Annotated in this window: 26 protein-coding genes; 18 read left to right on the plus strand and 8 right to left on the minus strand. The window is 73.9% G+C overall.

The genetic code is table 11. From position 1 onward, the window contains the following. Positions 1 to 25: 25 nt before the first annotated feature. The 4 genes from hemL (at position 26) to ABZ234_RS04770 (ending at position 3,485) form a co-directional block, all read left to right on the plus strand. Positions 26 to 1,321: a glutamate-1-semialdehyde 2,1-aminomutase gene (gene hemL / locus ABZ234_RS04755; RefSeq protein ID WP_355011063.1), complete on the plus strand. Its 1,296-nt coding sequence runs from the start codon at positions 26 to 28 to the stop codon at positions 1,319 to 1,321. Between the two features lie 44 nt (positions 1,322 to 1,365). After that, positions 1,366 to 2,001 carry a histidine phosphatase family protein gene (locus ABZ234_RS04760; protein WP_267947776.1) on the plus strand — a complete coding sequence of 212 codons (636 nt, stop codon included), beginning with the start codon at positions 1,366 to 1,368 and terminating at the stop codon, positions 1,999 to 2,001. 224 nt (positions 2,002 to 2,225) lie between these two features. After that, positions 2,226 to 2,324, plus strand: a complete 99-nt coding sequence (locus ABZ234_RS04765; protein ID WP_017621272.1) for an AURKAIP1/COX24 domain-containing protein — start codon at positions 2,226 to 2,228, stop codon at positions 2,322 to 2,324. A 225-nt stretch (positions 2,325 to 2,549) separates the two neighbouring features. Then, entirely contained in the window at positions 2,550 to 3,485 is a 936-nt protein-coding gene (locus ABZ234_RS04770) for an NAD-dependent epimerase/dehydratase family protein (protein ID WP_267947777.1), read from the plus strand. Between the two features lie 320 nt (positions 3,486 to 3,805). Here ABZ234_RS04770 and ABZ234_RS04775 read toward each other — a convergent pair whose 3' ends face one another. Then, entirely contained in the window at positions 3,806 to 4,603 is a 798-nt protein-coding gene (locus ABZ234_RS04775; RefSeq protein WP_355011064.1) for an HAD family hydrolase, read from the minus strand. A gap of 247 nt (positions 4,604 to 4,850) precedes the next feature. Between ABZ234_RS04775 and ABZ234_RS04780 the strand changes: the two genes are divergently transcribed. The 11 genes from ABZ234_RS04780 to ABZ234_RS04830 all read left to right on the plus strand — a co-directional run bounded on the left by ABZ234_RS04780 (position 4,851) and on the right by ABZ234_RS04830 (position 15,881). Then, a complete protein-coding gene (locus ABZ234_RS04780) occupies positions 4,851 to 5,993 on the plus strand; it encodes a hypothetical protein (protein ID WP_267947779.1) in 1,143 nt (380 codons plus the stop codon). 263 nt (positions 5,994 to 6,256) lie between these two features. Continuing rightward, positions 6,257 to 6,955: a DUF2993 domain-containing protein gene (locus tag ABZ234_RS04785; protein ID WP_355011065.1), complete on the plus strand. Its 699-nt coding sequence runs from the start codon at positions 6,257 to 6,259 to the stop codon at positions 6,953 to 6,955. A 134-nt stretch (positions 6,956 to 7,089) separates the two neighbouring features. Then, positions 7,090 to 7,416: a thioredoxin family protein gene (locus tag ABZ234_RS04790; protein ID WP_267950222.1), complete on the plus strand. Its 327-nt coding sequence runs from the start codon at positions 7,090 to 7,092 to the stop codon at positions 7,414 to 7,416. 92 nt (positions 7,417 to 7,508) lie between these two features. Beyond that, on the plus strand, positions 7,509 to 7,595 hold the full coding sequence (locus ABZ234_RS04795; protein WP_352983320.1) for a putative leader peptide: 87 nt from the start codon (positions 7,509 to 7,511) through the stop codon (positions 7,593 to 7,595). Positions 7,596 to 8,166: 571 nt separating this feature from the next. Then, positions 8,167 to 9,012 (plus strand): sulfurtransferase, encoded by an 846-nt coding sequence (locus ABZ234_RS04800; protein ID WP_267947781.1) that lies wholly within the window; start codon positions 8,167 to 8,169, stop codon positions 9,010 to 9,012. Next, positions 9,009 to 9,314 (plus strand): DUF1416 domain-containing protein, encoded by a 306-nt coding sequence (locus ABZ234_RS04805; protein ID WP_267947782.1) that lies wholly within the window; start codon positions 9,009 to 9,011, stop codon positions 9,312 to 9,314. Before ABZ234_RS04800 ends, ABZ234_RS04805 begins: the two co-directional genes overlap by 4 nt. Before the next feature lie 475 nt (positions 9,315 to 9,789). Then, positions 9,790 to 11,868 carry a hypothetical protein gene (locus tag ABZ234_RS04810; protein ID WP_355011105.1) on the plus strand — a complete coding sequence of 693 codons (2,079 nt, stop codon included), beginning with the start codon at positions 9,790 to 9,792 and terminating at the stop codon, positions 11,866 to 11,868. Between the two features lie 90 nt (positions 11,869 to 11,958). Then, positions 11,959 to 13,215 carry a Mur ligase family protein gene (locus ABZ234_RS04815; RefSeq protein WP_267947783.1) on the plus strand — a complete coding sequence of 419 codons (1,257 nt, stop codon included), beginning with the start codon at positions 11,959 to 11,961 and terminating at the stop codon, positions 13,213 to 13,215. Between the two features lie 9 nt (positions 13,216 to 13,224). After that, positions 13,225 to 13,938, plus strand: coding sequence for a glutamine amidotransferase (locus ABZ234_RS04820; RefSeq protein WP_330158663.1), 714 nt, complete (start codon positions 13,225 to 13,227; stop codon positions 13,936 to 13,938). Between the two features lie 165 nt (positions 13,939 to 14,103). Then, positions 14,104 to 15,015 carry an NADP-dependent oxidoreductase gene (locus ABZ234_RS04825; protein WP_344176602.1) on the plus strand — a complete coding sequence of 304 codons (912 nt, stop codon included), beginning with the start codon at positions 14,104 to 14,106 and terminating at the stop codon, positions 15,013 to 15,015. 209 nt (positions 15,016 to 15,224) lie between these two features. Continuing rightward, positions 15,225 to 15,881, plus strand: a complete 657-nt coding sequence (locus ABZ234_RS04830) for a DUF4352 domain-containing protein (protein ID WP_355011066.1) — start codon at positions 15,225 to 15,227, stop codon at positions 15,879 to 15,881. Between the two features lie 64 nt (positions 15,882 to 15,945). Here ABZ234_RS04830 and ABZ234_RS04835 read toward each other — a convergent pair whose 3' ends face one another. Further along, positions 15,946 to 16,968: a folate-binding protein gene (locus ABZ234_RS04835; protein WP_355011067.1), complete on the minus strand. Its 1,023-nt coding sequence runs from the start codon at positions 16,966 to 16,968 to the stop codon at positions 15,946 to 15,948. Between the two features lie 314 nt (positions 16,969 to 17,282). Continuing rightward, entirely contained in the window at positions 17,283 to 17,825 is a 543-nt protein-coding gene (locus tag ABZ234_RS04840; RefSeq protein ID WP_267947788.1) for an FABP family protein, read from the minus strand. A 211-nt stretch (positions 17,826 to 18,036) separates the two neighbouring features. On the opposite strand from ABZ234_RS04840, the gene ABZ234_RS04845 reads away from it, so the two are divergent. Beyond that, the gene (locus ABZ234_RS04845) at positions 18,037 to 18,810 is read left to right on the plus strand and encodes a GIDE domain-containing protein (protein WP_355011068.1); all 774 of its coding nucleotides are present in this window, start codon (positions 18,037 to 18,039) and stop codon (positions 18,808 to 18,810) included. A gap of 14 nt (positions 18,811 to 18,824) precedes the next feature. Next, positions 18,825 to 19,187, plus strand: a complete 363-nt coding sequence (locus tag ABZ234_RS04850; RefSeq protein WP_267947790.1) for a DsrE family protein — start codon at positions 18,825 to 18,827, stop codon at positions 19,185 to 19,187. A 79-nt stretch (positions 19,188 to 19,266) separates the two neighbouring features. On the opposite strand, the gene ABZ234_RS04855 is transcribed toward ABZ234_RS04850, so the two are convergent. The 4 genes from ABZ234_RS04855 to ABZ234_RS04870 form a co-directional block, all read right to left on the minus strand. Next, positions 19,267 to 20,013, minus strand: a complete 747-nt coding sequence (locus ABZ234_RS04855) for a phosphoglyceromutase (RefSeq protein ID WP_267947791.1) — start codon at positions 20,011 to 20,013, stop codon at positions 19,267 to 19,269. A 161-nt stretch (positions 20,014 to 20,174) separates the two neighbouring features. Then, a complete protein-coding gene (locus tag ABZ234_RS04860) occupies positions 20,175 to 20,687 on the minus strand; it encodes a YbjN domain-containing protein (RefSeq protein ID WP_355011069.1) in 513 nt (170 codons plus the stop codon). Positions 20,688 to 20,709: 22 nt separating this feature from the next. Continuing rightward, positions 20,710 to 22,008, minus strand: coding sequence for a D-inositol-3-phosphate glycosyltransferase (gene mshA, locus ABZ234_RS04865; RefSeq protein WP_267947793.1), 1,299 nt, complete (start codon positions 22,006 to 22,008; stop codon positions 20,710 to 20,712). Positions 22,009 to 22,497: 489 nt separating this feature from the next. Further along, complete coding sequence (locus tag ABZ234_RS04870) at positions 22,498 to 23,490, minus strand: DUF523 and DUF1722 domain-containing protein (protein ID WP_355011070.1); 993 nt, start codon at positions 23,488 to 23,490, stop codon at positions 22,498 to 22,500. Positions 23,491 to 23,612: 122 nt separating this feature from the next. Between ABZ234_RS04870 and ABZ234_RS04875 the strand changes: the two genes are divergently transcribed. After that, positions 23,613 to 24,914, plus strand: coding sequence for a deoxyribodipyrimidine photo-lyase (locus tag ABZ234_RS04875; RefSeq protein ID WP_355011071.1), 1,302 nt, complete (start codon positions 23,613 to 23,615; stop codon positions 24,912 to 24,914). Positions 24,915 to 25,204: 290 nt separating this feature from the next. Here ABZ234_RS04875 and ABZ234_RS04880 read toward each other — a convergent pair whose 3' ends face one another. After that, on the minus strand, positions 25,205 to 25,735 hold the full coding sequence (locus ABZ234_RS04880) for an O-acetyl-ADP-ribose deacetylase (RefSeq protein ID WP_355011072.1): 531 nt from the start codon (positions 25,733 to 25,735) through the stop codon (positions 25,205 to 25,207). Positions 25,736 to 25,893 lie beyond the last annotated feature (158 nt).

The following is a 25,893-nucleotide window of genomic DNA, read 5'->3' on the forward strand; positions in this document are numbered from 1 at the left end:
CGGGGACAGCTGACACACTGGTGAGGTGGGTACTCAACAGACTTCAGCAGAGCTCTTCGAGCGGGCAGCCGCCGTCGTTCCCGGTGGCGTGAACTCGCCCGTGCGCGCCTTCGGCGCGGTCGGCGGCACCCCGCCCTTCTTCGTCCGGGGCGAGGGCCCCTACCTCACCGACTCCGACGGCCGCCGGTACGTCGACCTGGTGTGCTCGTGGGGACCGCTGATCCTCGGGCACGCCGCCCCCGCCGTCGTGGACGCCCTCCACACGGCGGTCGACGCGGGGACGTCCTACGGGGCGCCGACGCCGGGCGAGGTCGAGCTCGCCGAGCTGATCGTCGGCCGCACCCCCGTGGAGAAGGTCCGCCTGGTCAACTCCGGCACCGAGGCGACCATGTCCGCGATCCGCCTCGCGCGGGGATTCACCGGCCGCAGCAAGATCGTCAAGTTCGCGGGCAACTACCACGGCCACGTCGACGCGCTCCTGGCCGCCGCCGGCTCCGGTCTCGCGACGTTCGCGCTCCCCGACTCCCCGGGCGTGACCGGCGCCAGCGCGGCCGACACCCTGGTGCTGCCCTACAACGACACCGAGGCCGTCGAGCGGGCGTTCGCCGAGCACGGCGACGACATCGCCTGCGTCATCGCGGAGGCCTGCCCAGCCAACATGGGCGTGGTCCCGCCCGGGGCCGGGTTCAACGCCCGCCTCAAGGAGATCGCGCACGCCAACGGCGCCCTGCTGATCCTCGACGAGGTCCTGACCGGATTCCGCGTCAGCGCGTCCGGGTGGTACGGCCTGGAGGGCGTCGCCCCCGACCTGATGACCTTCGGCAAGGTCATGGGGGGCGGCCTGCCCGCCGCGGCGTTCGGCGGACGGGCCGAGATCATGGACCGGCTGGCCCCCGAGGGCCCCGTGTACCAGGCGGGCACCCTCTCCGGGAACCCCCTCGCCACCGCGGCCGGGCTCGCCACCCTGCGCGGCGCGACCCCCGAGGTGTACGAGCACATCGACCGCGTGTCCGCGCAGGTGCGGGCGGAGGTCTCCGGGGCGCTCGACGCCGCCGGGGTCGTCCACCGGGTCCAGGGCGGCGGCAACCTCTTCACGGTGTTCTTCACCGACCGGGAGGCCGTCGACTTCGACAGCGCCCGCACCACGGACACGGGCGTGTTCGCCGCGTTCTTCCACGCGATGCTCGACCAGGGCGTGTACCTGCCCCCCGCGGCCTTCGAGGCCTGGTTCTTCTCCGCCGCGCACGACGAGGCGGCCGTGGACAGGGTGGTCTCGGCACTGCCCCGAGCGGCCCAGGCAGCGGCAGAGGCCCAGGGCTGACCCCCCGCGGTCCGCCCCATGACCCCGAAAGAAAGACTCACACGATGACGACGACGACCGTCGTGCACCTGCTGCGGCACGGAGAGGTGTACAACCCGGACAAGGTGCTCTACGGAAGGCTTCCCGACTTCCACCTGAGCGAGCGGGGCCGGCAGATGGCCGAGATGGCCGCGGAGTGGTTCGAGGGCCACGACATCGCCGCGCTGTTCTCCTCCCCGCTGGACCGGACCCAGGAGACAGCCGTCCCGCTCCAGAAGATGCTCGGCCTCCCGGTCACCCTCGACGACCGGCTCATCGAGTCGGCCAACAAGTTCGAGGGGATGGCGCTGTCCCGGAGGTCGATGCGCGACCCCCGCGTGTTCAGCCGCGTCTACAACCCGTTCCTGCCGTCCTGGGGGGAGCCGTACTCCGAGATCGTCACCCGGATGGTCTCCGCCGTCAAGGTCGCCCGCCGTGCGGCCTGGGGGCGCGAGACGGTGCTCGTCAGCCACCAGCTGCCGATCTGGATGGTCCGCCGCGCCGCCGAGGCGAAGAGGCTCTGGCACCGGCCGGACCTGCGCGAGTGCAATCTGGCGAGCGTCACGTCCCTGACCTTCGCCGACCAGCGGCTGGCCAGCGTCAGTTACGCCGAGCCGGCCGCCGAGTTGTACCGCGACGAGCCGTCGGTGCCCGGGGCGTGACACGGAGCGCGTACCCGTAGCGGTAAGCTGGTGCTTCGGGTGCGGTAGGCGTGCGCTTTTCCGGCGTTCGGCCTTCCCGGGGCACGCCCCGGTCGCATCGGCCACCCCGCGCCCTGAGCGCGTCGGTGCCAGCGGGCCCAGCAGCCGCATCCGAACCCCTTGCCGGTTTTCACCGCCCAGCGGTTCGGCATGTCCGTACTCATCGTGAGCGAGAAGGTGATCCCATGGGTTCCGTCATCAAGAAGCGTCGCAAGCGGATGGCGAAGAAGAAGCACCGCAAGCTGCTCAAGCGCACGCGTATCGCGCGTCGCAACAAGAAGTAGGAACGGTCGCGGCGAAGTCGTCTCTCCGCGGGCGTGGGCGTGCCCCCGGTTCGCCCCGGACGCGGAGACACCTTCCCCCTTTGCGCGCGCTTTGCCGCCGCAATGGAATTTTCTGGGTGAGGCGCTGTTGTGTCTCACGGGTCGCGGTCGCCGGTTCACCCTCGTGGTGAACGGTCCGCGGACCTCCCGGAACAGCTCCCGTCTCCTTCCAAGGAACGTGTCGCCATGGCTCGTGTCGTACTCGTCACCGGGGTGTCCAGCCCCCTTGCCGCCAGGGTCGCGCAGACCCTGAGCGAGGAGCCCGGTGTCCGCCGGGTGATCGGCGCCGACTCGTCGCCGCCGCCCCAGGACACGCGGGGTATCGAGTACGCCCATGTCGACCTGCACGACGGGAGCCTCGACCGGATCGTCACCGACTCCGGTGCCGAGCTGGTGCTGCACCTCGGGCTGGACACCGAGGGCGCCCCGAACCGGGAGGACAACCTCCTGGGGACGATGCGGGTGCTGGGCGCGGCCCAGCGCTCCACCTCCGTCCGGCGCCTGGTGGTGCGCTCCAGCGCCACCCTCGACGCCGACGACGCGGCCGAGGTCGAGCGCCACACGCGCGGCCTCCAGCGCCGCCGCCCCGACCTCTCGGTGGCCCTCCTGAGGTTCGCCAACCTCATCGGCCCCTCGGCCGACACCCCCCTCACCCGCTACCTCGACTCGCGCCTCGTGCCCACGGTGCTCGGCAACGACCCGCGGGTGCGCTTCCTGCACGAGGACGACGGCGCCGAGGCGCTGGTGCGCATGGCGCTCAGCGACGGGACCGGCTTCTTCGACGTGGCCGGAGCCGATCCCGTGCCGCTCTCGCAGTGCCTGCGCCGCGTCGGCGGCCAGCGGCTGCCGGTCCCCGCCCGCGGCCTCAAGGTGCTGAGCGGCCTGGCCAAGCACGGCCGCATCGGCTACGCGAGCTCCAGCACGACGCGTGCCGTCCACGCGGGACTGCACACCGCGGGGATGGACTCCGACTCCCTGGAGCGGGTGCTGGACTGGTCCCCCGCGTACTCCTCCGCCGAGGCCTTCGAGTCCTACGCGCACAGCCGCGCGTCGTCCTCGCCGCGGCACGGACTGCGCCCGGTCCACGTGCTCGCGCTCGCCCGGGCCACGCTGGGGCGCTGAGCCCCCTCCCACGGTGTCCGCGCGCCCGTTCCGCACGGGACCCGCCGACCCCCGCCGTTCCGGCCCCGAGCGGTTCCCGGCCCGCGGCCCCGCCGCCCTGTGCGTGCAGCCGCGGTCCCCGCGCCGGAGCCCCGGGCCCACCCACCGTCACCCCGGCCCGCCCCGGTCGTCCTCCGCGTGCCCCGACCTCTGTCCGGGCGGCTTCCGCCGCGGTCCCCGCGACCCCGTTGCGGCCCGTGCCCGCCGCGCGCAGGCCGTCGTGGACGCCTCCGGGGGCCGTGACGCGCGGTCCCGCCCGGCCGCGAGCCTCCCGCTTCGCCTCAGACCGCTCTGCGCTGTCTGACCGCGCGCATGGCGACCGCGCCCGCCACCGCGCCCGCCACCGCCGCGGGGACCGCCACCTTCAGCGCGGCCCGGTGCCGCCGGAAGTCGTGGACCGGCCAACCGTGCGTGCGCGCGTACCGGCGCAGGTCCCCGTCGGGGTTGACCGCGTGGGGCCGACCCACGAGGGACAGCAGCGGCAGGTCGTTGGAGGAGTCGCTGTAGGCCGAGCACGCGGCCAGGTCCCAGCCCTCCTTGCGGGCGAGCGCGCGCACCGCCACGGCCTTGGCGGGCCCGTGCAGGAGGTCACCGTTGAGCCGTCCCGTGTACACGCCGTCGACGCTCTCCGCCTCCGTGCCGAGGGCGCCGGTCAGGCCGAGCCGCCGCCCGATGATCTGCGCGAGCTCGACCGGGGTGGCGGTGACCAGCCACACCGGTTCGCCGGCGTCGAGGTGCCGCTGCACCAGCGCGCGCGTGCCCTCCCAGATCCGGTCGGCCATGGTTTCGTCGTAGATCTCCTCGCACAGGGTGACCAGGTCGGCCAGGTCGTGGCCGGCGACGAACGCCAGGGCGGCCTCGCGCGCGGCGTTGATGTGCTCGGGCTGTTCGCTCCCGGTGACCCTGAAGACCGTCTGCCCCCACGCGAAACGCATCAGGTCGCGCGTGGTGAACAGGTCGCGGGCCGCCAGGCCCCGGGCGAAGTGGTAGATCGAGGCGCCCCGCATCAGGGTGTTGTCCACGTCGAAGAAGGCGGCCCCCGGACCGACCGGAGTCGGGGACACGGCGTCGTATGACACGGTTCTCTCCTGGCTTGGGTGGGGGAGGCGGCCCTCCGGTGTCGGGGTGGCGAGCCCCGCGTAGTGCGAGCCTACGACCACCCGCGGGTCGTGCGGGGCCGCTGGGATGCGGTGACAAACCAGGTGATGAAGCTCACAGTGTAAATCCCTGTTGTGGGCCCCACTCTGCGGGATCTTCCCCGAAACTGCCCCCGCCATTCTGGTCAAAGTGCACATCCACCCGTTGGCGTGCAGCATCATTGTCGGGATGGTGACGGTAGGACTGGCATTCATAAGCGCGTTGGTGGGCTGGAGCGCCACCGCCGCGCTCGCCGCGTACGCCCAACGCCGTCCCGGTGTGGCCGCGATCGGGTGGCTCGTCGCGGCACTGGGGATGACGGTGGGCCTCAGCGCGGCCGTGATCGGGGCGATGTTCGACTTCGGCGAACTCACCTTCCGGCTGCTCCAGATCGGTATCAGCCTCCTCGGGCCGCTCTACATGGCCTGGGGCGCCTTCGAGTACGGCGTCCGATCGCCCCGCGGCGTGTTCACCTCGCGGCTGCTGCTGAGCGCGTTCACCATCGTTCCCCTGGTGGTGCTGTCCGTCGACCGGGTGAGCACCCGGTTCGGCGACACCTTCCCCGCCCTGGGCGACCACTACGACCTCATCCCGCGCTCGCTCGTCAACGTCACACAGGTCGTCGCCGCCGTCCTGCTGGTCACCGCGGTCGTCGCGGTGGCCAGGCGCGCCTCCGCCCACCGCAACGCCGACCTGGCGGTGCTCGGCCTGGTCTCCCTCGCCACGGTGCTCTCGGTGCTGGTCGGCCGGTTCGGGCTCGGCCTCGTCGGGCCCCTGCTGATGCTCGGCGCGGTCGCGGCCCTGTGGTGCGCCGCCGCGATGGTCGCGCGCCCCCGCCGCGACCCCTACGACGATGACGACTACTACGACGACTACGACGACGTGGCCGAGGACACCGAAGACGAACTCCCGGAGGAGCCCGTGCGCCGCAAGCGTCGCAACGCCGACCCCTACGACGACTACTACGACGGTCCGCCGACCCGGCAGGCCCCGCCCGCCAAGCTGCGCGGCGTCATCACGATCTACACGCTCGCCGACGGCCAGGGCCCGGGCTTCGACCGCCTCGCCGACGCCGTCGTCGCCCAGGTCGCCGAGCGCGAGCCGGACACCCTGCTGTTCGCCTGCCACACGGTTCCCAGCGCGCCCTCGCAGCGCATCGTCTACGCGATCTACCGGGACGAGCTGGCGCAGGAGGAGCACGAGCAGCAGCCGCACGTCGTGGAGTTCGCCCGGATCGGCGCGAACCACGTCGTCGCCACCAACGTGATCGAACTCTCCCTGGCGGGCGCCTCGGCCAGCGACGGCCTCGCCGGCCTGCTGATGCCCCGCTGACCTGCGCCTTCAAGGCCCGCATGGCAAGGGTGGACGGCGGTGCGGCCCCTGGCCCCCACCAGGGGAGGTCTCGAACCGGTGTCTTCTCCCCGGAACGCCGAACCGGTCGAGGGGCCCCGGCGTCCAACCCCGGGTGAAGTACCCTTCCCTACAGGTTTCTCCTGACCGGTGCCCGTCGGGCACCGATGGCGTGTGACCGAGACCGGCCGGACAGCCCAGCCGAGAGGCGCGCCGGAGCGAAAGAAAGTGTGCTGGGATTCCCGATGCGTAAATTTCTTGTCGTCCTCCTGATCCTCCTGGTCGCCCTCGTGGTGGCGGCCGACGTCGGGGGACGCAGCTTCGCGCAGAGCGCCGTGGCGCGCCAGCTCGCACAGCAGCTCCAGATGGCGGAGGAGCCGACCGTCGAGATCGAGGGCTGGGCGTTCCTGCCGCAGGTGTTCGGGGGCGAGTACTCCGAGATCCGCATCACCGCCGACACCGCCACCCTCAACGGCGTCACCCTCGAGCAGATCGACGCGACCGCCGCCGGCGTGCGGGCGCCCCTGGCGGACATGCTCGACCAGCCCAGTGTGGTCGCGGGGCAGCTGGACGGCTCGGCCGTCGTCCCCTACTCCTACTTCAACGCCTACCTGCCCGAGGGCATCACCATCACGACGGAGAACGGGCAGCCCCGGATCACCGGTGAGCTCGCCCTCCCGGAGCTCGGCCTGAGCACCTCGGTCAACGCGGGCGGGGAGTTCGACGTGGACGGCGACACGCTGTCCTTCACCCCCGACGACATCCAGGTCGACGGTGTCCCGGGCGACGTCAGCGGCCTGGTCTCCGGTTCCCTCACCTTCAGCGCGCAGGCGCCCGCCCTCCCCTTCGGCCTGGCCGTCACCGACATGGAGCCCACCTCCACCGGGCTGCGGATCACCGGCACCGGGTCCGACGTCCCCCTGATGGGGGCCGACGCGGCCTGACGGCCCGCACCCGGCGGCGGGGTTCCGGGCGCCGCCGGGAACGCACGGCGCGGGGCGCGCCGACGGCACACCAGGAGGAGGACGGAGCGGTGACGACACGGGGCGAGGGCACGCCGGGGGACCGGCCCGCCGCGGTGCGGCCCGGTGCGGCCGACGCACTGACCTCCGACGAGATCGGCGCCGAACTGGGCGAGCGGGCCACGCTCGTCCAGTTCTCCAGCGCCTTCTGCCAGCCCTGCCGCGCCACCCGGCGGGTCCTCGGCGAGGTCGCCGGGATGGTCGACGGCGTCGCCCACGTGGAGATCGACGCCGAGGCCCGGCTCGACCTCGTCCGCAGGCTCGACGTCGCGGGCACCCCCACGGTCCTCGTCCTCGACGCCGGGGGCCGGATCGTGCGCCGGGCCGGCGGCCAGCCGCGCAAGGCGGACGTCATCGCCGCGCTCGGCCGGGCCGTCCGCTGATCGGGGGTCCCCGTGCGCCCCGGCGCGAACGTTCCCCCTGTGATCTACCCCACGCGTGACAAACGCGTCACGGGGACTGTAGCGTCTAGAACGTGACTTCCTTGACGAGCGCGTATCTGACGAAGCGACGGGCAGTGGACTTCTGCCGCGTCGCCGCCGCGCTCTGTCTGTGTCCCTAGGGCGGACGGGCTTCCCGACCCCCGCTCCCTCCGTGCGACTGGCCTTCCACCGTGTACGCAGCAGGGGACGACACACCATGCAGGCCGACCCTCGCGGGCAGTGCTCAACCGCTGTCCCGACCGCACCCGTGACGGCCGCCGCCGCGTACCCCGGGGTCCACGGCCTCCGGGCGCCGGTCCTCGCGTTCGCGGTGGTCCCCGGGGTGGCCCACCCGCCGCCCGGCCTGCCGTTCCCCGCCTCCGTACGCCCCCGTTCCGGCCCACCGGCCGAACCGGGGGGCGGCCGGTCGCCACGGTCCGCACAGGGAGCAGGACACGCCTCCGCCGTTCCCGGACCCGCCGGTCACCCGGCGGGCACGGAGCGGCCCGGTATCGCCGCGTCCGCCCCCGCACCCCCCGCAGCCCTCCCCGTAGGCCGTCCGGCCTCCGCCACGGCTGCGGGAAGCACCTTCTCGCCCTCCGCCGCACGGCGTCGGGCAGGACGGCTCGACCCCACGCGTCCCGGGACGGCAGCACCCCGGGAGCACCGACCGCACACGCGACACCGCACAAGAAACACAGGAGGTTCCCTATGAGCCGCTCCGACGTCCTCGTGGACGCCGACTGGGTGGAGGCTCACCTGGACGATGACAACGTGGTCCTCGTCGAGGTCGACGAGGACACGTCCGCCTACGACAAGGGACACATCCGCGGCGCCGTCAAGATCGACTGGAAGACGGACCTCCAGGACCCTGTCCGCCGCGACTTCGTGGACCGGACCGGGTTCGAGAAGCTGCTGTCCGCCAAGGGCATCGGCAACGACGACCAGGTGATCCTGTACGGCGGCAACAACAACTGGTTCGCGGCCTACGCCTACTGGTACTTCAAGCTGTACGGCCACGACGCCGTCCGCCTGCTCGACGGCGGGCGCAAGAAGTGGGAGCTGGACTCCCGCGAGCTGGTGGAGGAGGTGCCCGAGCGCGCCGCCACCGAGTACACCGCCAAGGAGCAGGACACCTCGATCCGCGCCTTCCGCGACGAGGTCGTCGAGGCCATCGGCACCAAGGACCTGGTCGACGTCCGCTCGCCCGACGAGTTCACCGGGAAGCTGCTCGCCCCCGCGCACCTGCCGCAGGAGACCTCGCAGCGCCCCGGCCACATCCCGACCGCGCGCAACATCCCGTGGGCCAAGACCGCCAACGAGGACGGCACGTTCAAGAGCGCCGAGGAGCTGCGGGAGCTGTACACCGGGGCCGGCGTCGACCTGGACAAGGACATCATCGCCTACTGCCGCATCGGCGAGCGCTCCTCGCACACCTGGTTCGCCCTGCACGAGATCGTGGGCCTGGAGAACGTCAAGAACTACGACGGCTCCTGGACCGAGTACGGGTCCCTGGTGGGCGTGCCCGTCGAGCTCGGAGAGGCGGAGGCCAAGTGAGCGACAGCTGCGGAGCGCCGGTCGGCGGGGTCGCCCTCGCCGACGTCGACGCGGGGAACCAGGCGGTCATCCAGGGCACGGTGACGCGTGACGGCGAGCCGCTGCGCGGCGCCTACGCCCGCCTGCTCAACGCCTCCGACGACTTCGTCGGCGAGGTGGCCACCGGGGACGAGGGGACCTTCCGCTTCTTCGCCGCCGACGGCGACTGGAAGGTCCGCGTCCTGGCGTCCAAGGGCTTCACCGGCGAGTACCCGGTGCGGGCCGAGGTGGGCAAGGTCATCGACCTCCGGGTCCAGGCCTGACCCACGGCCGACACGACAGTTCGGGCGCGGAGCGCCGGTACCGACGGGAGACCGTCCGGGACCGGCGCTCCGCGCTGTCGGGGGCCGGGCGCCGGGGACGGCCGTCCCGCCAGGCCCGGGGGGCTCCGGAGCCGCCCCGCGGCCGGGGCGGTCGCGCGTTCGTCCACAGGGCGCGTCCTGGTCTGGCAGGCCGTTCAGGGTCCTGCTTCACTGGAGGGAGCGCGGGGCCCGGTCGGCCGCCCGGCCGGTACCGGCGTCCGACAGCGTGTCGACCGCGGTGGGACCGTGACAAGCACGCCGGGCAGCTGGCAGCATCGGGCCCACGCTCCGGCCACCGCCGGGGTCCCGCGTGAACGACCCCGGCCGCTCCCTCCCCAGCGGCCGGTCAGGAGGTGTGAGGACGGTGCCCGACCCCCGAACCGGCGGCACGGCCAGAGGAGAGGCCGGGCGGACCTACGTCGGCTGGCGCCACGCGGTGCTCCTCCCGCCTCCGGGACCGGCACCCCGCAGGCCCGTGCCCGCCGACTCCGAGAGCGTCAGCGAGGAGTGGATCGCCGCCCAGCGCGACAGCGAGGCCCAGACCAACCGCCCCCTCTACTACGCCCTGGGCGGGCTCGGCCTGTTCGCCCTGCTGTGCCCGCTGCTGTGGAGCCTGCGCATCCTCCCCGGCAGCTTCGCCCTCGGCGGCGTGTTCGCGTGCGCCGCCGTCGCGGCCCCCGTCGTCTTCGCCCTGGTCCAGAGCCGGCAGGTCGTCGCGGAGCGGCTGGAGAGGGCCCGTGAGCGGCTGGCGGCCGAGCGCGACGAGCGCGAGCGGGTGCTGCACCAGCAGCAGCGCGACCACGCCCGCCGGTACACCGAGTGGCAGGCGGCCTCCCGGGCCTACGAGGCCCAGCCCCGCTGGTACGGGGTGACCGTCCCCGCCGACGCCGGAGCCGTCGTCGTGGTCGGCGGCACGGAGGCGGGGTGGTCGGCGCTGCTCGCCACCGTCGGCGTCTCCCGGCTCCGGGAGGGGGGCGACCTCACCGTCGTCGACCTCACCGGGCGCTCCGTGGCCCGGGAGCTCGTCCGGCTCGCCCGCCGCTGCGCCGTCGACCCGCGCCGCTGGGTGCTGCCCGCCGACCTGCCCCGGATGACGCTGGGCACCAACCTGGACGCGGGCCAGCGGGCGCGCATCCTGTCCGCCGTCGCCGCCGCGTCCGGCGAGGCCGACGACGCCGACGCCGACGAGACCCTGATCCTGCGCCTGCTGGAGGTCCTGGGACCGCGCGTCGGCATCGCCGAGCTCATCGGCGGCCTGCGCGCCCTCATCACCCCTCTGGAGGACGCGGCCGAGGACGACCCGGCGCTCGCCCTGCTCACCCCCGACCAGCGCGTCCGGGTGCGCGAGCGCTGCGCGGACCGTCCCGACGTCCGTGAGCGGGCCTGGGAGCTCGAACGCCGCCTCAGCCCCTTCGAGGCCGTCGGCACCCGGGCGGACGACGGCGAGTACGCGCAGGTCAAGATCATCTCCACCGACCGGGCCTCCGGCCGTGCCGCGGCCCGCGTGTACGGGACCTACGCCGTCTCCGCGCTCAGCGAGCTCCTGGAGGGGGCGGCCCCGTCCCCCGGCGGCGGGGGCCGGGGCCGCAGGCCGGACCGCACGCGGACCGTCGTGGTCTGCGGCGCCGAGACGCTCCCCCCGGAGGAGGTCGAGCAGGTCCTCTCCGCCGGGGCCGACAGCGGGGTGGAGGTCGTCCTGATGTTCCGCACGCCCTCGCCCGCGGCCCTCGCCAGGTTCGCGGACCCCGCCTGCCTGCCGGTGGTGATGCGCCAGCACGGGGAGTCGGCGGAGACCGTCGAGCGGGCGGTGGCCGCGGCCCCGGGCCCGCACGATCCCGCGCGGATGAGGCTGCACCGCCTGACCGAGGCGGTCGGCGAGGCGGCGGGCGGCCCGCCCCCCGGCGCGGAGGAGGGGGCCGAGGACGAGATCGAGGCCGACGACCGGTTCTTCGCCTCCCCCCACACCGAGTCCGGAGCGGTCATCCGCAACGCCGCCGCCGCTATCGCCCCCTTGGACCTGGTTCGTCATGTGAGATCCGCCACGTCATGGGGTCGCGCAACCGCCCAGGCGGCGGGAATCGACGCACCTGGCGCCGACGGGGAGGAAGAGGACGCCTCCGTCCGCGTCAGCCTGCTCGACGCCGGGGCGCTCCGCGGACTGCCCCCCACCGCTGCGGTGGTCCTGACCGCCGACGGCCCTGTCCTCGCGGACACCAACCCGGGTATCCTCACCCTGTCCACAGCCACACTGGCCACCGTGGACGACTCCCAGAACTCCAGCACCACGCCGTCGGCCGTACGCGGCACCGGGGCGGCCGACGGCCGCCGGGGCGGGAGGGGACGGCACGCCGAGGGCGGTCGTCCCCGCGCCGACGTCTCCGGCGCCGCCTCCGACACACCCGACGGCACCGCGGTCCGCGACGGATCTCCGGCTCCCGCGGGAGCGGGCGAGTCCCGGGGGCAGGTACCGCCCAACCTGGGACCGCCGCCGGAGAGGCTGGACTGGCGGGTCTGATCCCAGGTGGACAATAAGCTTGGCCCGACACATCGCCCGCCGCCTCCCAGGAGCGAACGGCGCGGGTGATCCAGCAATTCTGGAGAGTAGATGAGCGAGCTTCCCTTGCGCGCCCAACTGGCATCGGTTCTGGGAAGGAGCGCAGCCAGCCTGTCCCGCGCCACCGGGCGGGGAGACGGCTCCGTCATCGGTGGCAGGGTGGCGCTCAAGGTCGAACCCGACCTGCTCGCCAAGCTCGCCCGGGGCCGCAGGCTCGCCCTGGTCAGCGCCACGAACGGCAAGACCACCACCACCAGGCTCATCGCGCAGGCCCTGCGCGAGTTCGGCGACGTGGCCACCAACGAGTACGGCGCCAACATGCCCACCGGGCACATCACGGCGCTGTCCGACAACCGCTCGGCCGTCAACGGCGTGCTGGAGGTCGACGAGAAGTACCTCCCGCAGGTGCTGCTCGCCACCCAGCCGGCGTTCGTGGTCCTCATGAACCTGAGCCGCGACCAGATGGACCGCGCCTCGGAGATCAACCTGCTCGCCAAGAAGTGGCGCACCGCCCTGGGCAAGAGCAACGCGCACGTCATCGCCAACGCCGACGACCCCCTCGTCGCCTGGGCGGGCCTGGGCGCTCCCAACGCCACCTGGGTCTCCGCCGGCCAGCGCTGGAAGGAGGACTCCTGGTGCTGCCCCGAGTGCGGCGGCCACCTCCGGCGCGAGGCCGACCCGCACTGGGAGTGCCCCGAGTGCGGTCTGGCGCGGCCCCGGACGAGCTGGGCGGTCGAGAACGAGACCGACACCCTGGTCACGCCCGAGGGCCAGAGGATCAAGCTGCGCATGAACCTGCCCGGGGACGCCAACCGGGCCAACGCGGCGATCGCCGCCGCGACCGCCGCCGGGTACGGCATCCACCCGGAGCGCACCGTGGAGCGCCTGCGCGAGGTCACCTCCGTCGCGGGCCGCTACACGTCCGTGGTGACCATGGGCGTCGAGGTCCGGCTGCTGCTCTCCAAGAACCCCGCCGGGTGGCTGGAGTCGTTCGCCGTGCTGGACCCGCCCCGGACGCCGGTGATCCTCGCGGTCAACGCCCAGATCCCCGACGGCAAGGACACGTCCTGGCTGTGGGACGTCGACTACACGGTCCTGCGCGACCGCCGCGTGTTCGTCATGGGCGAGCGCCGCACCGACCTGGCCCTGCGCCTGGAGACCGACGGGGTCCGGTTCGAGATCGCCGACCGCGTGGACGAGGTGCTGGGCCGCCTCAAGGCCGAGCAGCCCGACATCACCAAGGTCGACCTCATCGCCAACTACACCGCCTTCCAGCAGATCCGCACGGCGTACGGCCGCGTCCAGTAGGGGAGAGTCATGACGAACACCAGTGCGTTGCGGATCGTGTGGATCTACCCCGACCTCCTGAGCACCTACGGCGACCAGGGCAACGTCCTCATCCTCAAGCGCCGGGCCGAACTGCGGGGCATCCCGACCGAGATCGTGCACGTCCACTCCAGCGACTCGGTGCCCGAGCAGGGGGACATCTACCTGCTCGGCGGCGGCGAGGACCGGCCGCAGATCCTCGCGGCCGAGCGCCTGCGCGCCGACGGCGGGCTGGCCCGCGCCGCCGCCCGCGGCGCGTGCGTCTTCGCGGTGTGCGCCGGCTACCAGATCATCGGCGAGACCTACGGCGACGACGAGGCCAACCCGCTGCCGGGCGTGGGCATCCTCGACATCCGCAGCGGCCGCGGCCAGACGCGCGCGGTCGGCGAGATCGTCGCCGACGTCGAGCCCTCCCTGGGCGTCGGACGGATCACCGGCTTCGAGAACCACCAGGGCCGCACGGCCATCGGCCCCTCGGCCCGCCCGCTGTCGACCACGGTCCGGGGCATCGGCAACGACGACCGCACCGAGGGCGCCTACCAGGGCCAGGTGCTGGGCACGTACCTGCACGGACCCGCCCTGCCCCGCAACCCGCAGCTGGCCGACCTGCTGCTGCGCTGGCGCGTGGGCCAGCTGGCCCCGCTCGCGCCGTCCTGGGGCGAGCGGCTGCACGACGAGCGCATGGCCGCGGCGCTGCGCCAGTAGCGCCGCGCACGGAGCACGGCCGCGGGGCCCGGCGGACACGGAACCACTCCCTGTCCTCCGGGCCCCGCCCGCGTCCGCGCCGGTGTGCCGCCCGTGCGGCCGGGGCGCGGGCGGGGCCCGTGGAATGAACAGGCCCCCCACAACGCTGCCCTGGGCATGAAGGCAATGGCACTGCACCAGTACGGTTCCGCTGACGACCTGGCCCTCGTGGAGCTTCCCGAGCCCAAGGTGGCGCCGGGGGAGGTCCTGATCCGCGTGAAGGCGGCGGGGGTGAACCCGGTCGACTGGAAGCTCGCGGCCGGAGGGCTCGACCCCGTCATGGAGGCGGGGTTCCCGCTGATCCCGGGGTGGGACGTCGCGGGCGTCGTCGAGGCGGTCGGGTTCGACTCGACCGAGTACGGGATCGGGGACGAGGTCTACGGGTACCTCCGCAAGGACTGGGCGAAGAACGGCACCTACGCCGAGCTGGTCTCGGCGAGCGTGCGCATGCTCGCCCCCAAGCCGGTGTCGCTGGGCTGGGAGGAGTCCGCAGGGGTCCCGCTCGCGGGCCTGACCGCCTACCAGGCGTCGAGGCGCGTCGGCGTGGGAGCCGGTGACACGGTGCTCGTCCACGCCGCCGCCGGCGGCGTCGGGTCGTTCGGCGTCCAGATCGCGGTGGCGCGGGGCGCCCGCGTCATCGGCACCGCCAGCGAGCGCAACCACGACTACCTGCGCTCCCTGGGGGCCGAGCCCGTCGTCTACGGCGACGGCCTGGCCGACCGGGTCCGGGCCCTGGCGCCCGGGGGCGTCGACGCCGTGCTGGACTTCGTCGGCGGCGGGGCGGCCGAGCAGTCCCTTCCGCTGGTCGGGAGCCCGGGCCGGGTCGCCTCCGTCGCGGACGCCGACGTCCTGGAGAGGGGCGGCCACTACGTGTGGGTGCGCCCCGACTCCGCCGACCTCGTCGAGCTGTCCCGTCTCATCGACGACGGCAAGGTCTCCGTGTACGTCGAGCGCGCGTTCCCCCTGGCGGAGGCGGCCGACGCCTGGCGCCTGAGCCAGGCCGGCCGGACCCGGGGGAAGATCGTCCTGACGGTCTGACCGGCACGGGAGCCCCGGAGTCCGCCGAGGGCCTGCGCGGACGCGGTCCGCGCAGGCCCTCGCCCCCTGGTACCGCCGGCCCGGGACGGGGCGGGCCGGGCTCCCCGGGCAAAGAGGTCACAACTCCGGAATGCCGAGCAAGTGACTTGCGTCACATGTATATGGGTACCAGTGATCGACGGCCGTCACCGTCCGGGCGGGGTTCCGTCGTGCGGGCGCTTGCCGTCCCGGTGGCGGTCTTCCTGGCGGCGGCAGGATGCGTGGGGACCGTCGTCTCCCTGAACAGCGTCCCGTCACCCGACGTCCGGGTCACCGTCGGTGAGGAGGAACCCGGCCCGTCACCCGGCCGCGAGCCCGAGGAGGGCGACCCCGGGACCGCGGAGCCGCCCGGATCCGGTACGGCCGGCCCCGAGGAGCCGGAGACCGCCGAGCCGGAGACCGCCGAGCCGGAGACCGGCGGCGGGGCCGGGTCCGTCCCGCCCGGATCGTACGACGGCGTCTCCGTCGCGGTCGGGGAGTTCGCGGTCACGGTGGAGACGGCCTACACCGACGCGACCATCACGGACGGCATGGGCATGCACGACACCGCGCCCGAGGGGTGGGAGTACTTCATCCTCCGCCTCGACGTGACCAACGCGGGGTCCGCGCCGGCGGCCTTCGACCCGGCCGGGTCGCTCGGGCTGGCCACCGACGGGAGCGAGTACACGAACGACCCCGGGGCCGAGTACACGGTCGCCCACGACTACTTCTGGGACGACCTCGCCCCGGGGGAGACGGTCACCACCCACATCCTGTTCCTGGTCCCCGCCGGGACCGAGCTCTCCTCGGTCCTGATCAACGGGGAGGTCAGGCTCAGCCCGAACTGACGGTCGACCGGCCGCGCCGCACGCGGGCGCCGTCGGCGCGGCCGGACAGCGCCGGGGCCGACGGCTAGCGGGGGCGCCTGCGGAGGGTGATCTGGGCGTTGGCCCCGGTGTCCGGGTCCACCACGACCTCCTGCCCGGCGGCGATGCCCTCCACCACCAGGTCGGCGTCCACGGGCGCGGAGCGCTTGAGCACGCCGAGGGCGATCGGCCCCAGTTCGTGGTGCCGGGCCGAGGTGCCCACCCGGCCGACGGCGCGGCCCTCCAGCTCGATCGGGCTGCCCACCTCGGGCAGGCGCTCCGCGGTGCCGTCCAGGTGCAGCATCACCAGCCGGCGCGGGGGCCGGCCCAGGTTGTGCACCCGGGCGACCGTCTCCTGGCCCGGGTAGCAGCCCTTCTCCAGGTGGACGGCCCTGCCCACCCAGTCCACCTCGTGCGGGATGGTGCGGTCGTCGGTGTCCAGCCCGGGGCGCACCCGGTGCCCGGCGATCCGCTGCGCCTCGTACGCCCACATCCCCGCGGGACGCGCCCCGGCGGCCGTCAGGGCCTCGGCGGCGGCGGAGAGGCGCTCGACCGGAAGGAACAGGTCGGTGCCGTCCTCCGCCGCGCGCACGGGCACGTCGCCGAGCGAGGCGGCCTCGACGGCCTTCGCACGGTCCGGGCCGAGCACGGTCAGGACCGCGCGGGAGTCGCCGAGGTCCTCCACCTCGACGCGCAGCATGAACCTCATGGAGTCCAGGAACGCGGCCAGCGGGGCCCCGCCGCCGGGCTCCGTGTGGATCCAGACGGCCTCGCCGTCGTCCACGAGGGACAGGTGGTGGCGGAGGTGGCCCCGGGTGTCCAGGATCAGGGCCTCGGTGGCGGTTCCCGGGGCAAGGCCCTTGGTCGACTGGCTCGTGAGGTCGTTCAGCCACCCCAGGCGGTCGGGGCCGCCGACCCGGACCACGCCCCGGTTGCTCCGGTCGACCCACGCGCTCGAACGTTCCATGGCGCGCCCCTCGTGGGCCGGGTCGCCGTAGTGCGCGGCGACCCCGGAGTCGGGGGACTCGGCGCCCACGGCGCCCGGTGTGCTCATCAGCGGCGAAGTCATACAGCCGAGACTAGCCGCCCCGTAAAGAGTCCGAAAACACCGCTCTGACCTGCGGTTTCGCGCACAGGAAAAACATTTGCCCCGGGCCCGCCGCGGGACGTATCGTCGGTGTCACGCAAGAAAGGAGGTGGTCTGAGAGTGATTGATCTCAGGACTGGCGAGGTGGCCGTCCGCTAGGGCGACGCTCGCGTTCGCGCGGCGTCGCCCGCAGCGAATCCCAGACGGACACCCGGACCCCGGGCTGCCGGACTCGTCCGACCGGCCCCGCCCCCGCGGCGGGAACCAGCCCGGGGTCTGTCCTTGCCCGGACCCCCCTACTTGCCGGCGCCGGTCCGCTTGAGCTGCGCCGACATGTACGAGCGCAGGCTGTGGCCGCGCGCCGCCAGGTCCCAGGCGTACCCCAGCGTGTCCCGGTCGTCGCCGAACAGGCCGTAGAGCCTGTGCGAGGCCGTCGCGTCGATACCGGTCTCGGTGTGCACCACCGCGTCGGTGTGCATCTCCACCCGGTTCGCGAACACGTTGCCCAGGTAGACCTCGATGAAGCCCTCGGGGTGCGAGATCAGCGCCTCCAGGTGCACGACCTGCTCGCCGTCCTCGCGCTTGCCGGCATCGGAGTCCGGGCGCGCGCGCCAGTACCCCGACTCCTCGGCGACGAGCTCGCCCGGCTTGCCGTCCGCGCCCATCCGCCAGGCCCTGCTGGTGAAGGCGAGGTACGGAAGACCGGCCGTGTGTGTGAACTCGATCTCCTGTCCGAACTGGAACTCTTCCACGTCGGCGTAACCGGCGACGCCGACGCCCTCCCAGTGACCGATCAGGAAGGACAGTTTCGCCAGATCGGGATGTGCCTCAGCGTCCATGACACCAGAGCGTAGCGGCGGCGGACGAGTGGCGGTGACCACCGCCGTGCGGGCGGCGGCTCCGGCCACTCCCGTGCCGTGGTCCGGACATGCCCAATTGGCCCCGCTTTCCCGGAGAACTGGTAAAGATTGTCAGCAACGCGGTGTGGCCACGGGGTGTTACGCCAACCGCCGACGAAGACCTCCGACGCACTTCCATAAGGGGCGGCCTGTGTTACTGGTGATCGGTTCGGCGCTGCTCGTGGCCGCGGTGGTCCTCCTCCCGCTGACCGTTCTCGCCCTCCGGCGCTGGCTCCGGCAGCGCGGACTCGCCCAGCTCCGGCCGGGCGCCCTCACCGCCCAGGAGGGCCGGAGGGTCACGCTGACCGGAGTGGCCGCGCCGGGGCCGGAGGGCCCCATCACCTCCGGTCTCGCGGGCGTGGAGTGCGTGTGGCACGGCCACGAGGTGCTCCGCCACTACTGGCCGCTCAACCGCGACCGGACCGAGGGCGCGGTCCGCGAACGGGCCTGCGACTCCATCGCCGACTACGGCTCCGACGACCTGTTCGGTCTGGTCGCCGAGGGGCGCGGGGGCGACGCCGACCGCGTCTTCGTCGTCCCGGGCGACACCGGCCCCAAGGGCGCCGAACTCTGCCTGAAGCGCCTGGTCGGCCGCCCCCAGCCCGGCGTGGCCTCGCCCGCCGACGACCTGCTGCCCCGCGTGCGGGGGCGGATCTCGGGTGTCTTCCGGGGGGAGACCATCGAGTTCGAGTACCGGGAGTGGGTGATCCGGCCCGGGGCCCGCGTGCGCGTCACCGGGCAGCTCCGGGTACGGGACGGACGCGTGCTCCTGACCGCGCCCGAGGACGGCTCGATCACCATCGAGCACGGTGTGGACGAGCAGCCGGTGCGTGTGTCGCCGCGCAGGACGGAGGCGATGGTCCTCACCGCCGCCTTCGGCTTCTGCGCTGTGGCGGGGGCGATACTGACCCTCACGGCCCTGTGAGTAGGCTGACGACCATGTCTCGTTCCTTGGTGATCAAGGTCACCGCCGGTGAGGACGACCCCGAGCGGTGCAACCAGGCGTTCACGGTCGCCGCCGCGGCCCTGGCCAGCGGGGTCGGCGTCTCCCTCTGGCTGACCGGTGAGTCCGCGTGGTTCGCCGTCCCCGGCCGGGCGGAGGAGTTCTCCCTCCCGCACGCCGCTCCCCTGAAGGACCTCCTCGACGCGGTGCTCGCCGCGGGCCGGGTCACCGTGTGCACGCAGTGCGCGGCCCGGCGGGAGCTCGCCCCGGGCGACCTCCTGGACGGCGTGCGCATCGCCGGGGCCCCCTCCTTCGTGGAGGAGGCGGTCCAGGACGGCGCGCAGGCCCTCGTGTACTGACCGGGTCCGGACCCGGCTCCGTACGCGGCCGTGCCCGTGCCGCCGACGGCGGCACGGGCACGGGAAGGCGGAGTGGCAGCTACTTCTTGCCCTGGTTGGCGACGGCCTCGATGGCGGCCTTGGCGGCCTCGGGGTCGAGGTAGGTGCCGCCCGGGTTGGTCGGCTCGAAGGAGTCGTCCAGGTCGTAGACCAGCGGGATGCCCGTCGGGATGTTCAGCCCGGCGATGTCGGCGTCGCTGACGCCGTCCAGGTGCTTGACCAGTGCGCGCAGCGAGTTGCCGTGCGCCGCGACCAGTACGGTCTTCCCCGCGGAGAGGTCAGGGACGATGGAGTCGTACCAGTACGGCAGGGCGCGGTCCAGGACGTCCTTGAGGCATTCCGTGCGCGGCAGCAGCTCCGGCGGGAGCTGGGCGTAGCGGGCGTCACCGGCCTGCGAGTAGGGGTCGTCGTCCGCGATGGGCGGCGGAGGGGTGTCGTAGGAGCGGCGCCAGATCATGAACTGCTCGTCGCCGTACTCCTCGCGCGTCTGCGCCTTGTCCTTGCCCTGGAGGGCGCCGTAGTGGCGCTCGTTGAGGCGCCAGCTGCGCTCGACGGGCAGCCAGTGCAGGTCGGCGGTGTCCAGGGCGAGGTTCGCCGTGCGGATGGCGCGCTTGAGGAGGGAGGTGTGCAGGACGTCCGGCCTCACACCGGCGTCCTTGAGCAGCTCCCCGCCCCGGCGGGCCTCGTCCTCGCCCGTCGCGGAAAGGTCGACGTCCACCCAGCCGGTGAACAGGCCCTTCGCGTTCCAGACGCTCTCACCGTGTCGCAGAAGTACCAGAGTTCCCATGGGGGCAAGCCTAGCCACCCGGCGACCGGGCCCGGTCGCCCGCCCGCCACCTGGGGGCCGCGGCGGCGCTGCCTGCGGTTAGGGCCGTGCCCGGCCCGGACGGCGCGGCCGGAGGCGCCCCGTACGGGACCCGGGGCCCGGCGGCGCGGGGCCGGGCCGCCCTACAGGTCGTCCGCGGGTTCGGCCAGGTGCGCGAACGCCCGCAGGTTGCGCATGTCGTGGCCCCGTTCGGCGCGCCACTTCCACTCCCTGCGGATCGCCGACGCGAACCCGCGCTCCAGGGCCCCGTTGAAGTTCTCGTCCGAGTAGGTGAGCACGCAACCGAGCAGGCGGTCGACCTCGTCGGGGGTGACGCCCTCCAGCGGGATGCGGCCGCGGAGGTAGACGTCGCCGGCCTCGTCCGCGGCGAACGCCATCCCGTACATGTCGGAGTTCTTGCGCATCAGCCACAGGTAGAAGTCGGCGTGGTTCTCGTCCGGCTGCCGGCAGAAGAACGAGGTGAGGGTGAGGCTGTGCGGACCGGTCTCCAGCCACACGAGGGTCTTGAGCTTGGCCCTGCCCGGGAGCGTGACGAGGAACGACCCCTCGCGCGGGCACTCCGCCTCCAGCCCCGACTCGGTCACCGCGGCGGTGATCGCCGCGACCGCGGCCCCGCGCGCCCCATCGGTACCCACCTGGTACGCCTCCCTCACTCGGTCACCTGTTCGCGGCCAGCGGCAGCGCGGGCGGGCTGATGCTCGCGCTGTACACGTCCAGCAGCTCGTCCACCGTCCGCGACCAGCCCAGGGTGGCGGCGTGCTCGGGCGCCGCCAACGCCAGCTTGGCACGCCAGGCCGGTTCGCTGATCATCCTGTGCAGCTGGGCCGCGTAGTCCGCCGGGTCGTGCCCGTCCACCAGGACCCCGGACACCCCGTCCGCCACGGCCGTGGTCAGCCCTCCCACGCGCGCCGCGAGGACCGGGGTGCCGCACGCCTGGGACTCCACCGCCACCAGGCCGAAAGACTCGGAGTAGGACGGCACCACGGTCACCGCGGCCGCACGGTAGTGGTCGGCCAGCCGCTCCCGGGACTGCGGCGGCTCGATCCGCACCACGTCCGCCACGCCCAGGGACCGGGCCAGGTCGGTGAGCATCCGGGGCTCGCGCATCCCGCCGCCGGACAGGCCGCCGACCACGCCCACCACCAGCCGCGACCGCAGGGAGGGGTCGCGCCGCAGGAGGTCCGCCGCCGCGCGGATCAGCACGTCCGGGGCCTTCAGCCGCTGCACGCGGCCCACGAAGAGCAGCAGCTCGGTGTCCTGCGGGAGGCCGATGCGGGTCAGCGCGTCCCGGCGCGAACCGGGGCTGAACACCTCCAGGTCCACCCCGGGCGGGATCACGCTGATCTGGCCGTCGCGCGCGCCGTAGTGCTCGCGGAGCTGGCGGGCCTCGTCCTCGGTGTTGGCGATCAGCCGGTCGGCCTGGTGGACCAGCTGGTCCTCGCCGCGCACGCGCATCTCGGGTTCGGGCACGTCGCCCTCCGCCAGGGCGGCGTTCTTCACCCGGGCCATGGTGTGCATCGACTGGACCATCGGCACGCCCCAGCGGCGGGCGGCCACCACGCCGGCGCGGCCGGAGAGCCAGTAGTGGCCGTGCACGAGGTCGTAGTGGCCGGGATCGCCCTGGGCCTCGGCGCGCAGCAGGCCGAAGATGAACGGGCACAGGTGCTCGGCGAGGGTGTTCTTGTCCAGGCGGCCGTAGGGCCCGGCGGGTATGTGCCGCACGTTCACGCCCGGGGCGAGTTCCACGACCGGGGGCATGTCGCGTTCGGTCGCGCGGGTGAAGACGTCGACGGCCACGCCGCGTTCGGCCATCCGGCGGGCCACCTCGACCACGTAGACGTTCATCCCTCCGGCGTCACCGGTGCCCGGCTGGTCGAGCGGCGAGGTGTGCAGACTGACGGTCGCGACTCGGGAAGGGACCGCCGCCTGTTCTCCCACGGGAACGATTCCAGACACCGGTGGGTCCCTTCAGATCGCGTATACAGCCGCTGTCGTCAACAGCGACGAAGGTACACACTGTTCCCGCCCGGATTGTCCGAGGGGCCTGCTATTGACCGTTCGGCATCCGAGGTGTAGCGGACCGGCCCGCGGCCGGGAGGTCCGCCGTGGTGGGAAAGCCGCGCTCGCACGCGCCGGAGCCGTTCCCCCGGCCGGGACGGACTGTGGCCACCGTCATACCGCGTGCGGCGAGGAGGCGGGAGGGGCGGTCGGTCCGGCCGCGGCCACGGCCCTCCCCGGGAGGGGGCGGTCGTCGAGGCCGGCCACCGGAGCGAACCCGGCGCCGCCCGCCCCCCGGGCCCGGCGGCCGGTCGGAGGAACGGGCCCCGGCGCCGCCTCGGAGGGGGCGGCGCGGGGTCATCCGCACGGACGGGGCAGCCCCGGGAGCCGCCTGAGCACCGGACCCGGGCCCGCGCAGGGCTTCGGGCCGCATGCCGGACCGGCCGCTCAGACCGCGATGGCGTGCCGGAGCCGGAGGTCGTCGGGGTAGGGGCGCAGGTACGTCTGGTCCCTGACCCACGCGACGTCCTCCCCCGCGCAGTGGTGGCGCAGCAGCGCCACCGGCACGCTCAGCGGCACCTGCTCCCTCCGGTAGTCCTGGATCGCCTCGAGCAGGTCGTGCCTGCGGGAGTCGTCCAGGAGGGGGCTCAGCATCCCGAAGGCGTGCTGGAGGGCGTTGACGTGCCTGCCGCGGCTCGGCACGACCGCCATCGTCCGGTGGAAGGCCTCGGTGTACGCGGCGACGGTCTCCTCCCGGTCGGCGGTGCCGGCGCGGGCGACGATCCGCCCCGTCTCGCGGTAGCCCTCGGGGGAGTGGGACATCAGCTGCAACTTGTGCCGTGCGTGCAGCTCCACCAGGTCGCGGGTCCGCCACGGCGACTCCCAGAGCGTCCGCAGCCTCGCGTGCGCGAACACGCGCTGGGCGAACAGCTCGCGCAGGACCGGGTCGGACAAACGCCCCTGCTCCTCCACGGGGAGGGACGGCAGCAGCTCGGTCAGCCTGCGGGCGAAGGCGCCCCGCCCCTTGCCGTCCACGCGGCCGCCGTCCTCGTCGAACACCGGCAGCGCGTACAGCCCGCAGCTGGGCGACTTGTTCTTGAGGACGTACCCGTCCAGGCGGCGCAGCTGGGCGAGGTGCCGGTCGGCGGTCCGCGCGAGCTCCTCCGAGACGTCGGCCCCGCTCTTGCTGGAGACCACCCTGTCCTCCCCGTCCCGCCGCTGGAGGCGCAGCGTCGGGCGCGGGACGCCCAGGCCGATCTCGGCCTCCGGGCAGACGGGGAGCCAGCCGACGTGCCGGTCGAGCTCGTCGGTGAGGAAGCGTGAGCGCGAGTGCCCCCCGTTGTAGCGGACCGGCGCCCCCAACAGGCAGCTGGACACCCCGACCAGCGGACGCGGAGGGGTCTCCGCGGTGGTCTGTGCAGGTGGAAGGCGTGTCGTCATACGTCATCCCTACCCGGTCCGGGGAACCGCCACCGGTATTCTCCCGGGGCGTTCCGTGGCTCTAGGGTATCCGGGTGAACACGTTGCGTAGTGTTCCGCACGATCCAGGCAAGGAGCGCCGCTTGTCCGCCCCGACACTCGTCCTGTTCACCCAGGACCTCCGCGTCCGCGACCACCCCGCGCTCACGGCCGCGCTCGAACGCACCCGGACCGTCGTCCCGGTGTTCGTGCTCGACCCCGCCGTCGCGGACCGCTCCGCCCGCAACCGGGTCGCGCACCTGGCCGACGCGCTCGCCTCCCTGCGCGCCGGCCTCCGCGAGCGCGGCGGCGACCTGGCGGTCCTCCGGGGGGACACCGCCGAGGAGGTCTCGGCCCTGGCCCGGGCCGTCGGCGCGGACACCGTCCACACGACCGCCGGGGTCACCGCCCTCGCCGCGCGCCGGGTCGGCCGCCTGCGCGCGGCGGGCCTGGCCGTGGAGTGCTTCCCCGGCCTGACCGTGGTCCCGCCCGGGGAGGTCGCCCCGGCGGGCGGGGACCACTACAAGGTGTTCACCCCCTACTGGCGGGCCTGGGAGGCGCACACGTGGCGCGAACCGCTCCCCGCCCCGGACCGGGTGGCCCTGCCGAAGGGCGTGCGGACCGGCCGCCTGCCCGGGGACGACGGCCGGGGCAGGGGCGCCCTGGCGGGGGACCTGCCCGAGGGCGGTGAGCGCGCGGCCCGGAAGCGGCTGGCCGACTGGACGCTGCACGGCCTGGCCGACTACCCCGACCGCCACGACGACCTCGCCGGCGACGCCACCTCCCGCCTGTCCGCGGACCTGCGCCTCGGCTGCCTGTCACCGCTGGAGACCGCGCTGGCCGCGGACGGGCGCCCCGGGGGGCCGGAGTTCGTCCGCCAGCTCGCGTGGCGCGACTTCCACCACCAGGTCACCGCGGCCTTCCCGGCCGTGAACGTCCGCGACTACCGGCCGCGGGGCAAGGAGTGGCGGCGCGACCCCGACGCCCTCGCGGCGTGGAAGGAGGGCCGCACCGGGGTGCCGATCGTCGACGCGGGCATGCGCCAGCTGCTCCGCGAGGGGTTCGTCCACAACAGGGCCCGCATGATCACGGCCGCCTTCCTCACCCGGACGCTGCGCGTGCACTGGAGGGAGGGTGCCGACCACTTCTTCGAGAACCTCCTCGACGGGGACGTGGCCAACAACTACGGGAACTGGCAGTGGGTGGCCGGAACGGGCAACGACACCCGGCCGAACAGGTCGTTCAACCCGCTCCGCCAGGCGAGGCGCTTCGACCCCGACGGCGTGTACGTCCGCCGCTACCTGCCCGAACTCGCCGATCTGCCGGGGGCCCGGGCCCACACCCCCTGGAGGGAGGAGGCGCCCCCGGAGGGCTATCCGCCGCCGATCGCCGACCCCGGCCACTGACCCGGGGGCGGCTCCGGGCCCCGGACCGGGCCCGGGCGCCGGGGCAGCGGCCCGTCCGGGCCCGCGGCCGACCGGACGAGCGCACCGCGTGCGCCGGGGAGCCGGCGGCGGGTTTCCGGAACCCGCTGCCGGAGGACGCCCGCGCGGGGCTCCCCACGGGCGTCGCCTCCCCCGGGCGGACCGCCGAGGGGGCCGCGACCGGACGGCCGCCCCGGCCGTAGGCGTGTGGAGGTGCGGGGCGGCCTCCCGGACGGGCGGTCCCGCGCCCTCCGGCAAGCGGGCCGCGACGGTCAGGACGCCTCGAAGGCCGCCCGGAAGGCCGCCAGCGCCGCGTCGTCGAACAGCACCATCCGGATCTCCGGCACACGCGCCCGCGCGGTGCGGATCGCGTGCGCCGCCACGCGCGCCGCGTCGTCCACCGGCCAGCGGTAGACGCCGGTGGAGATCGCGGGGAACGCGACCGACTCCGCCCCCAGCTCGTGGGCGACCCGCAGGGACTCGCCGTAGCAGGAGGCCAGCAGTGCGCTCCGGTCCTCGGTGGGGCTGTACACCGGTCCCACGGTGTGGATCACCCACCGTGCGGGCAGTCTGCCCGCGGTGGTCGCCACCGCCTGCCCGACGGGCAGCCCGCCCCCGTAGTGCCCGGCGCGCAGCGCGCGGCACTCCGCCAGGATCGCCTCCCCTCCCCTGCGGTGGATGGCGCCGTCCACCCCTCCGCCGCCCAGGAGGGAGCTGTTGGCGGCGTTGACGACCGCGTCGACGCCCTGCTCGGTGATGTCGCCGCGGACGAGGTCGACGCGGTGGCGCTCTGGGGAACCCATGGTGCTTCCTTCCGGTGCGGAGGGGCAGTATCGCACCGGTCGCCCCTCGAACCCCGGACGCCCCGCGCGACCCGACCCCCGCCGGACAGCCCCGCGCGACCGGCGCCCGGCGGGGGTCGGGTCGCGCGGCGGACCGTCCCGCCCCACCCGCCACCGCC

The organism is Nocardiopsis sp. NPDC006198, assembly GCF_040613895.1.
Lineage (GTDB): Bacteria > Actinomycetota > Actinomycetes > Streptosporangiales > Streptosporangiaceae > Nocardiopsis > Nocardiopsis tropica.

What these genes read in the sequence shown, in the direction of transcription:
- ABZ234_RS04760 (WP_267947776.1), top strand. Translation starts at nt 1,366, where the DNA reads ATGACGACGACGACCGTCGTGCACCTGCTGCGGCACGGAGAGGTGTAC.
- ABZ234_RS04765 (WP_017621272.1), top strand. Translation starts at nt 2,226, where the DNA reads ATGGGTTCCGTCATCAAGAAGCGTCGCAAGCGGATGGCGAAGAAGAAG.
- ABZ234_RS04770 (WP_267947777.1), top strand. Translation starts at nt 2,550, where the DNA reads ATGGCTCGTGTCGTACTCGTCACCGGGGTGTCCAGCCCCCTTGCCGCC.
- ABZ234_RS04780 (WP_267947779.1), top strand. Translation starts at nt 4,851, where the DNA reads ATGGTGACGGTAGGACTGGCATTCATAAGCGCGTTGGTGGGCTGGAGC.
- ABZ234_RS04785 (WP_355011065.1), top strand. Translation starts at nt 6,257, where the DNA reads ATGCGTAAATTTCTTGTCGTCCTCCTGATCCTCCTGGTCGCCCTCGTG.
- ABZ234_RS04800 (WP_267947781.1), top strand. Translation starts at nt 8,167, where the DNA reads ATGAGCCGCTCCGACGTCCTCGTGGACGCCGACTGGGTGGAGGCTCAC.
- ABZ234_RS04815 (WP_267947783.1), top strand. Translation starts at nt 11,959, where the DNA reads ATGAGCGAGCTTCCCTTGCGCGCCCAACTGGCATCGGTTCTGGGAAGG.
- ABZ234_RS04820 (WP_330158663.1), top strand. Translation starts at nt 13,225, where the DNA reads ATGACGAACACCAGTGCGTTGCGGATCGTGTGGATCTACCCCGACCTC.
- ABZ234_RS04825 (WP_344176602.1), top strand. Translation starts at nt 14,104, where the DNA reads ATGGCACTGCACCAGTACGGTTCCGCTGACGACCTGGCCCTCGTGGAG.
- ABZ234_RS04835 (WP_355011067.1), bottom strand. Translation starts at nt 16,968, where the DNA reads ATGACTTCGCCGCTGATGAGCACACCGGGCGCCGTGGGCGCCGAGTCC.
- ABZ234_RS04840 (WP_267947788.1), bottom strand. Translation starts at nt 17,825, where the DNA reads ATGGACGCTGAGGCACATCCCGATCTGGCGAAACTGTCCTTCCTGATC.
- ABZ234_RS04850 (WP_267947790.1), top strand. Translation starts at nt 18,825, where the DNA reads ATGTCTCGTTCCTTGGTGATCAAGGTCACCGCCGGTGAGGACGACCCC.
- ABZ234_RS04855 (WP_267947791.1), bottom strand. Translation starts at nt 20,013, where the DNA reads ATGGGAACTCTGGTACTTCTGCGACACGGTGAGAGCGTCTGGAACGCG.
- ABZ234_RS04870 (WP_355011070.1), bottom strand. Translation starts at nt 23,490, where the DNA reads ATGACGACACGCCTTCCACCTGCACAGACCACCGCGGAGACCCCTCCG.
- ABZ234_RS04880 (WP_355011072.1), bottom strand. Translation starts at nt 25,735, where the DNA reads ATGGGTTCCCCAGAGCGCCACCGCGTCGACCTCGTCCGCGGCGACATC.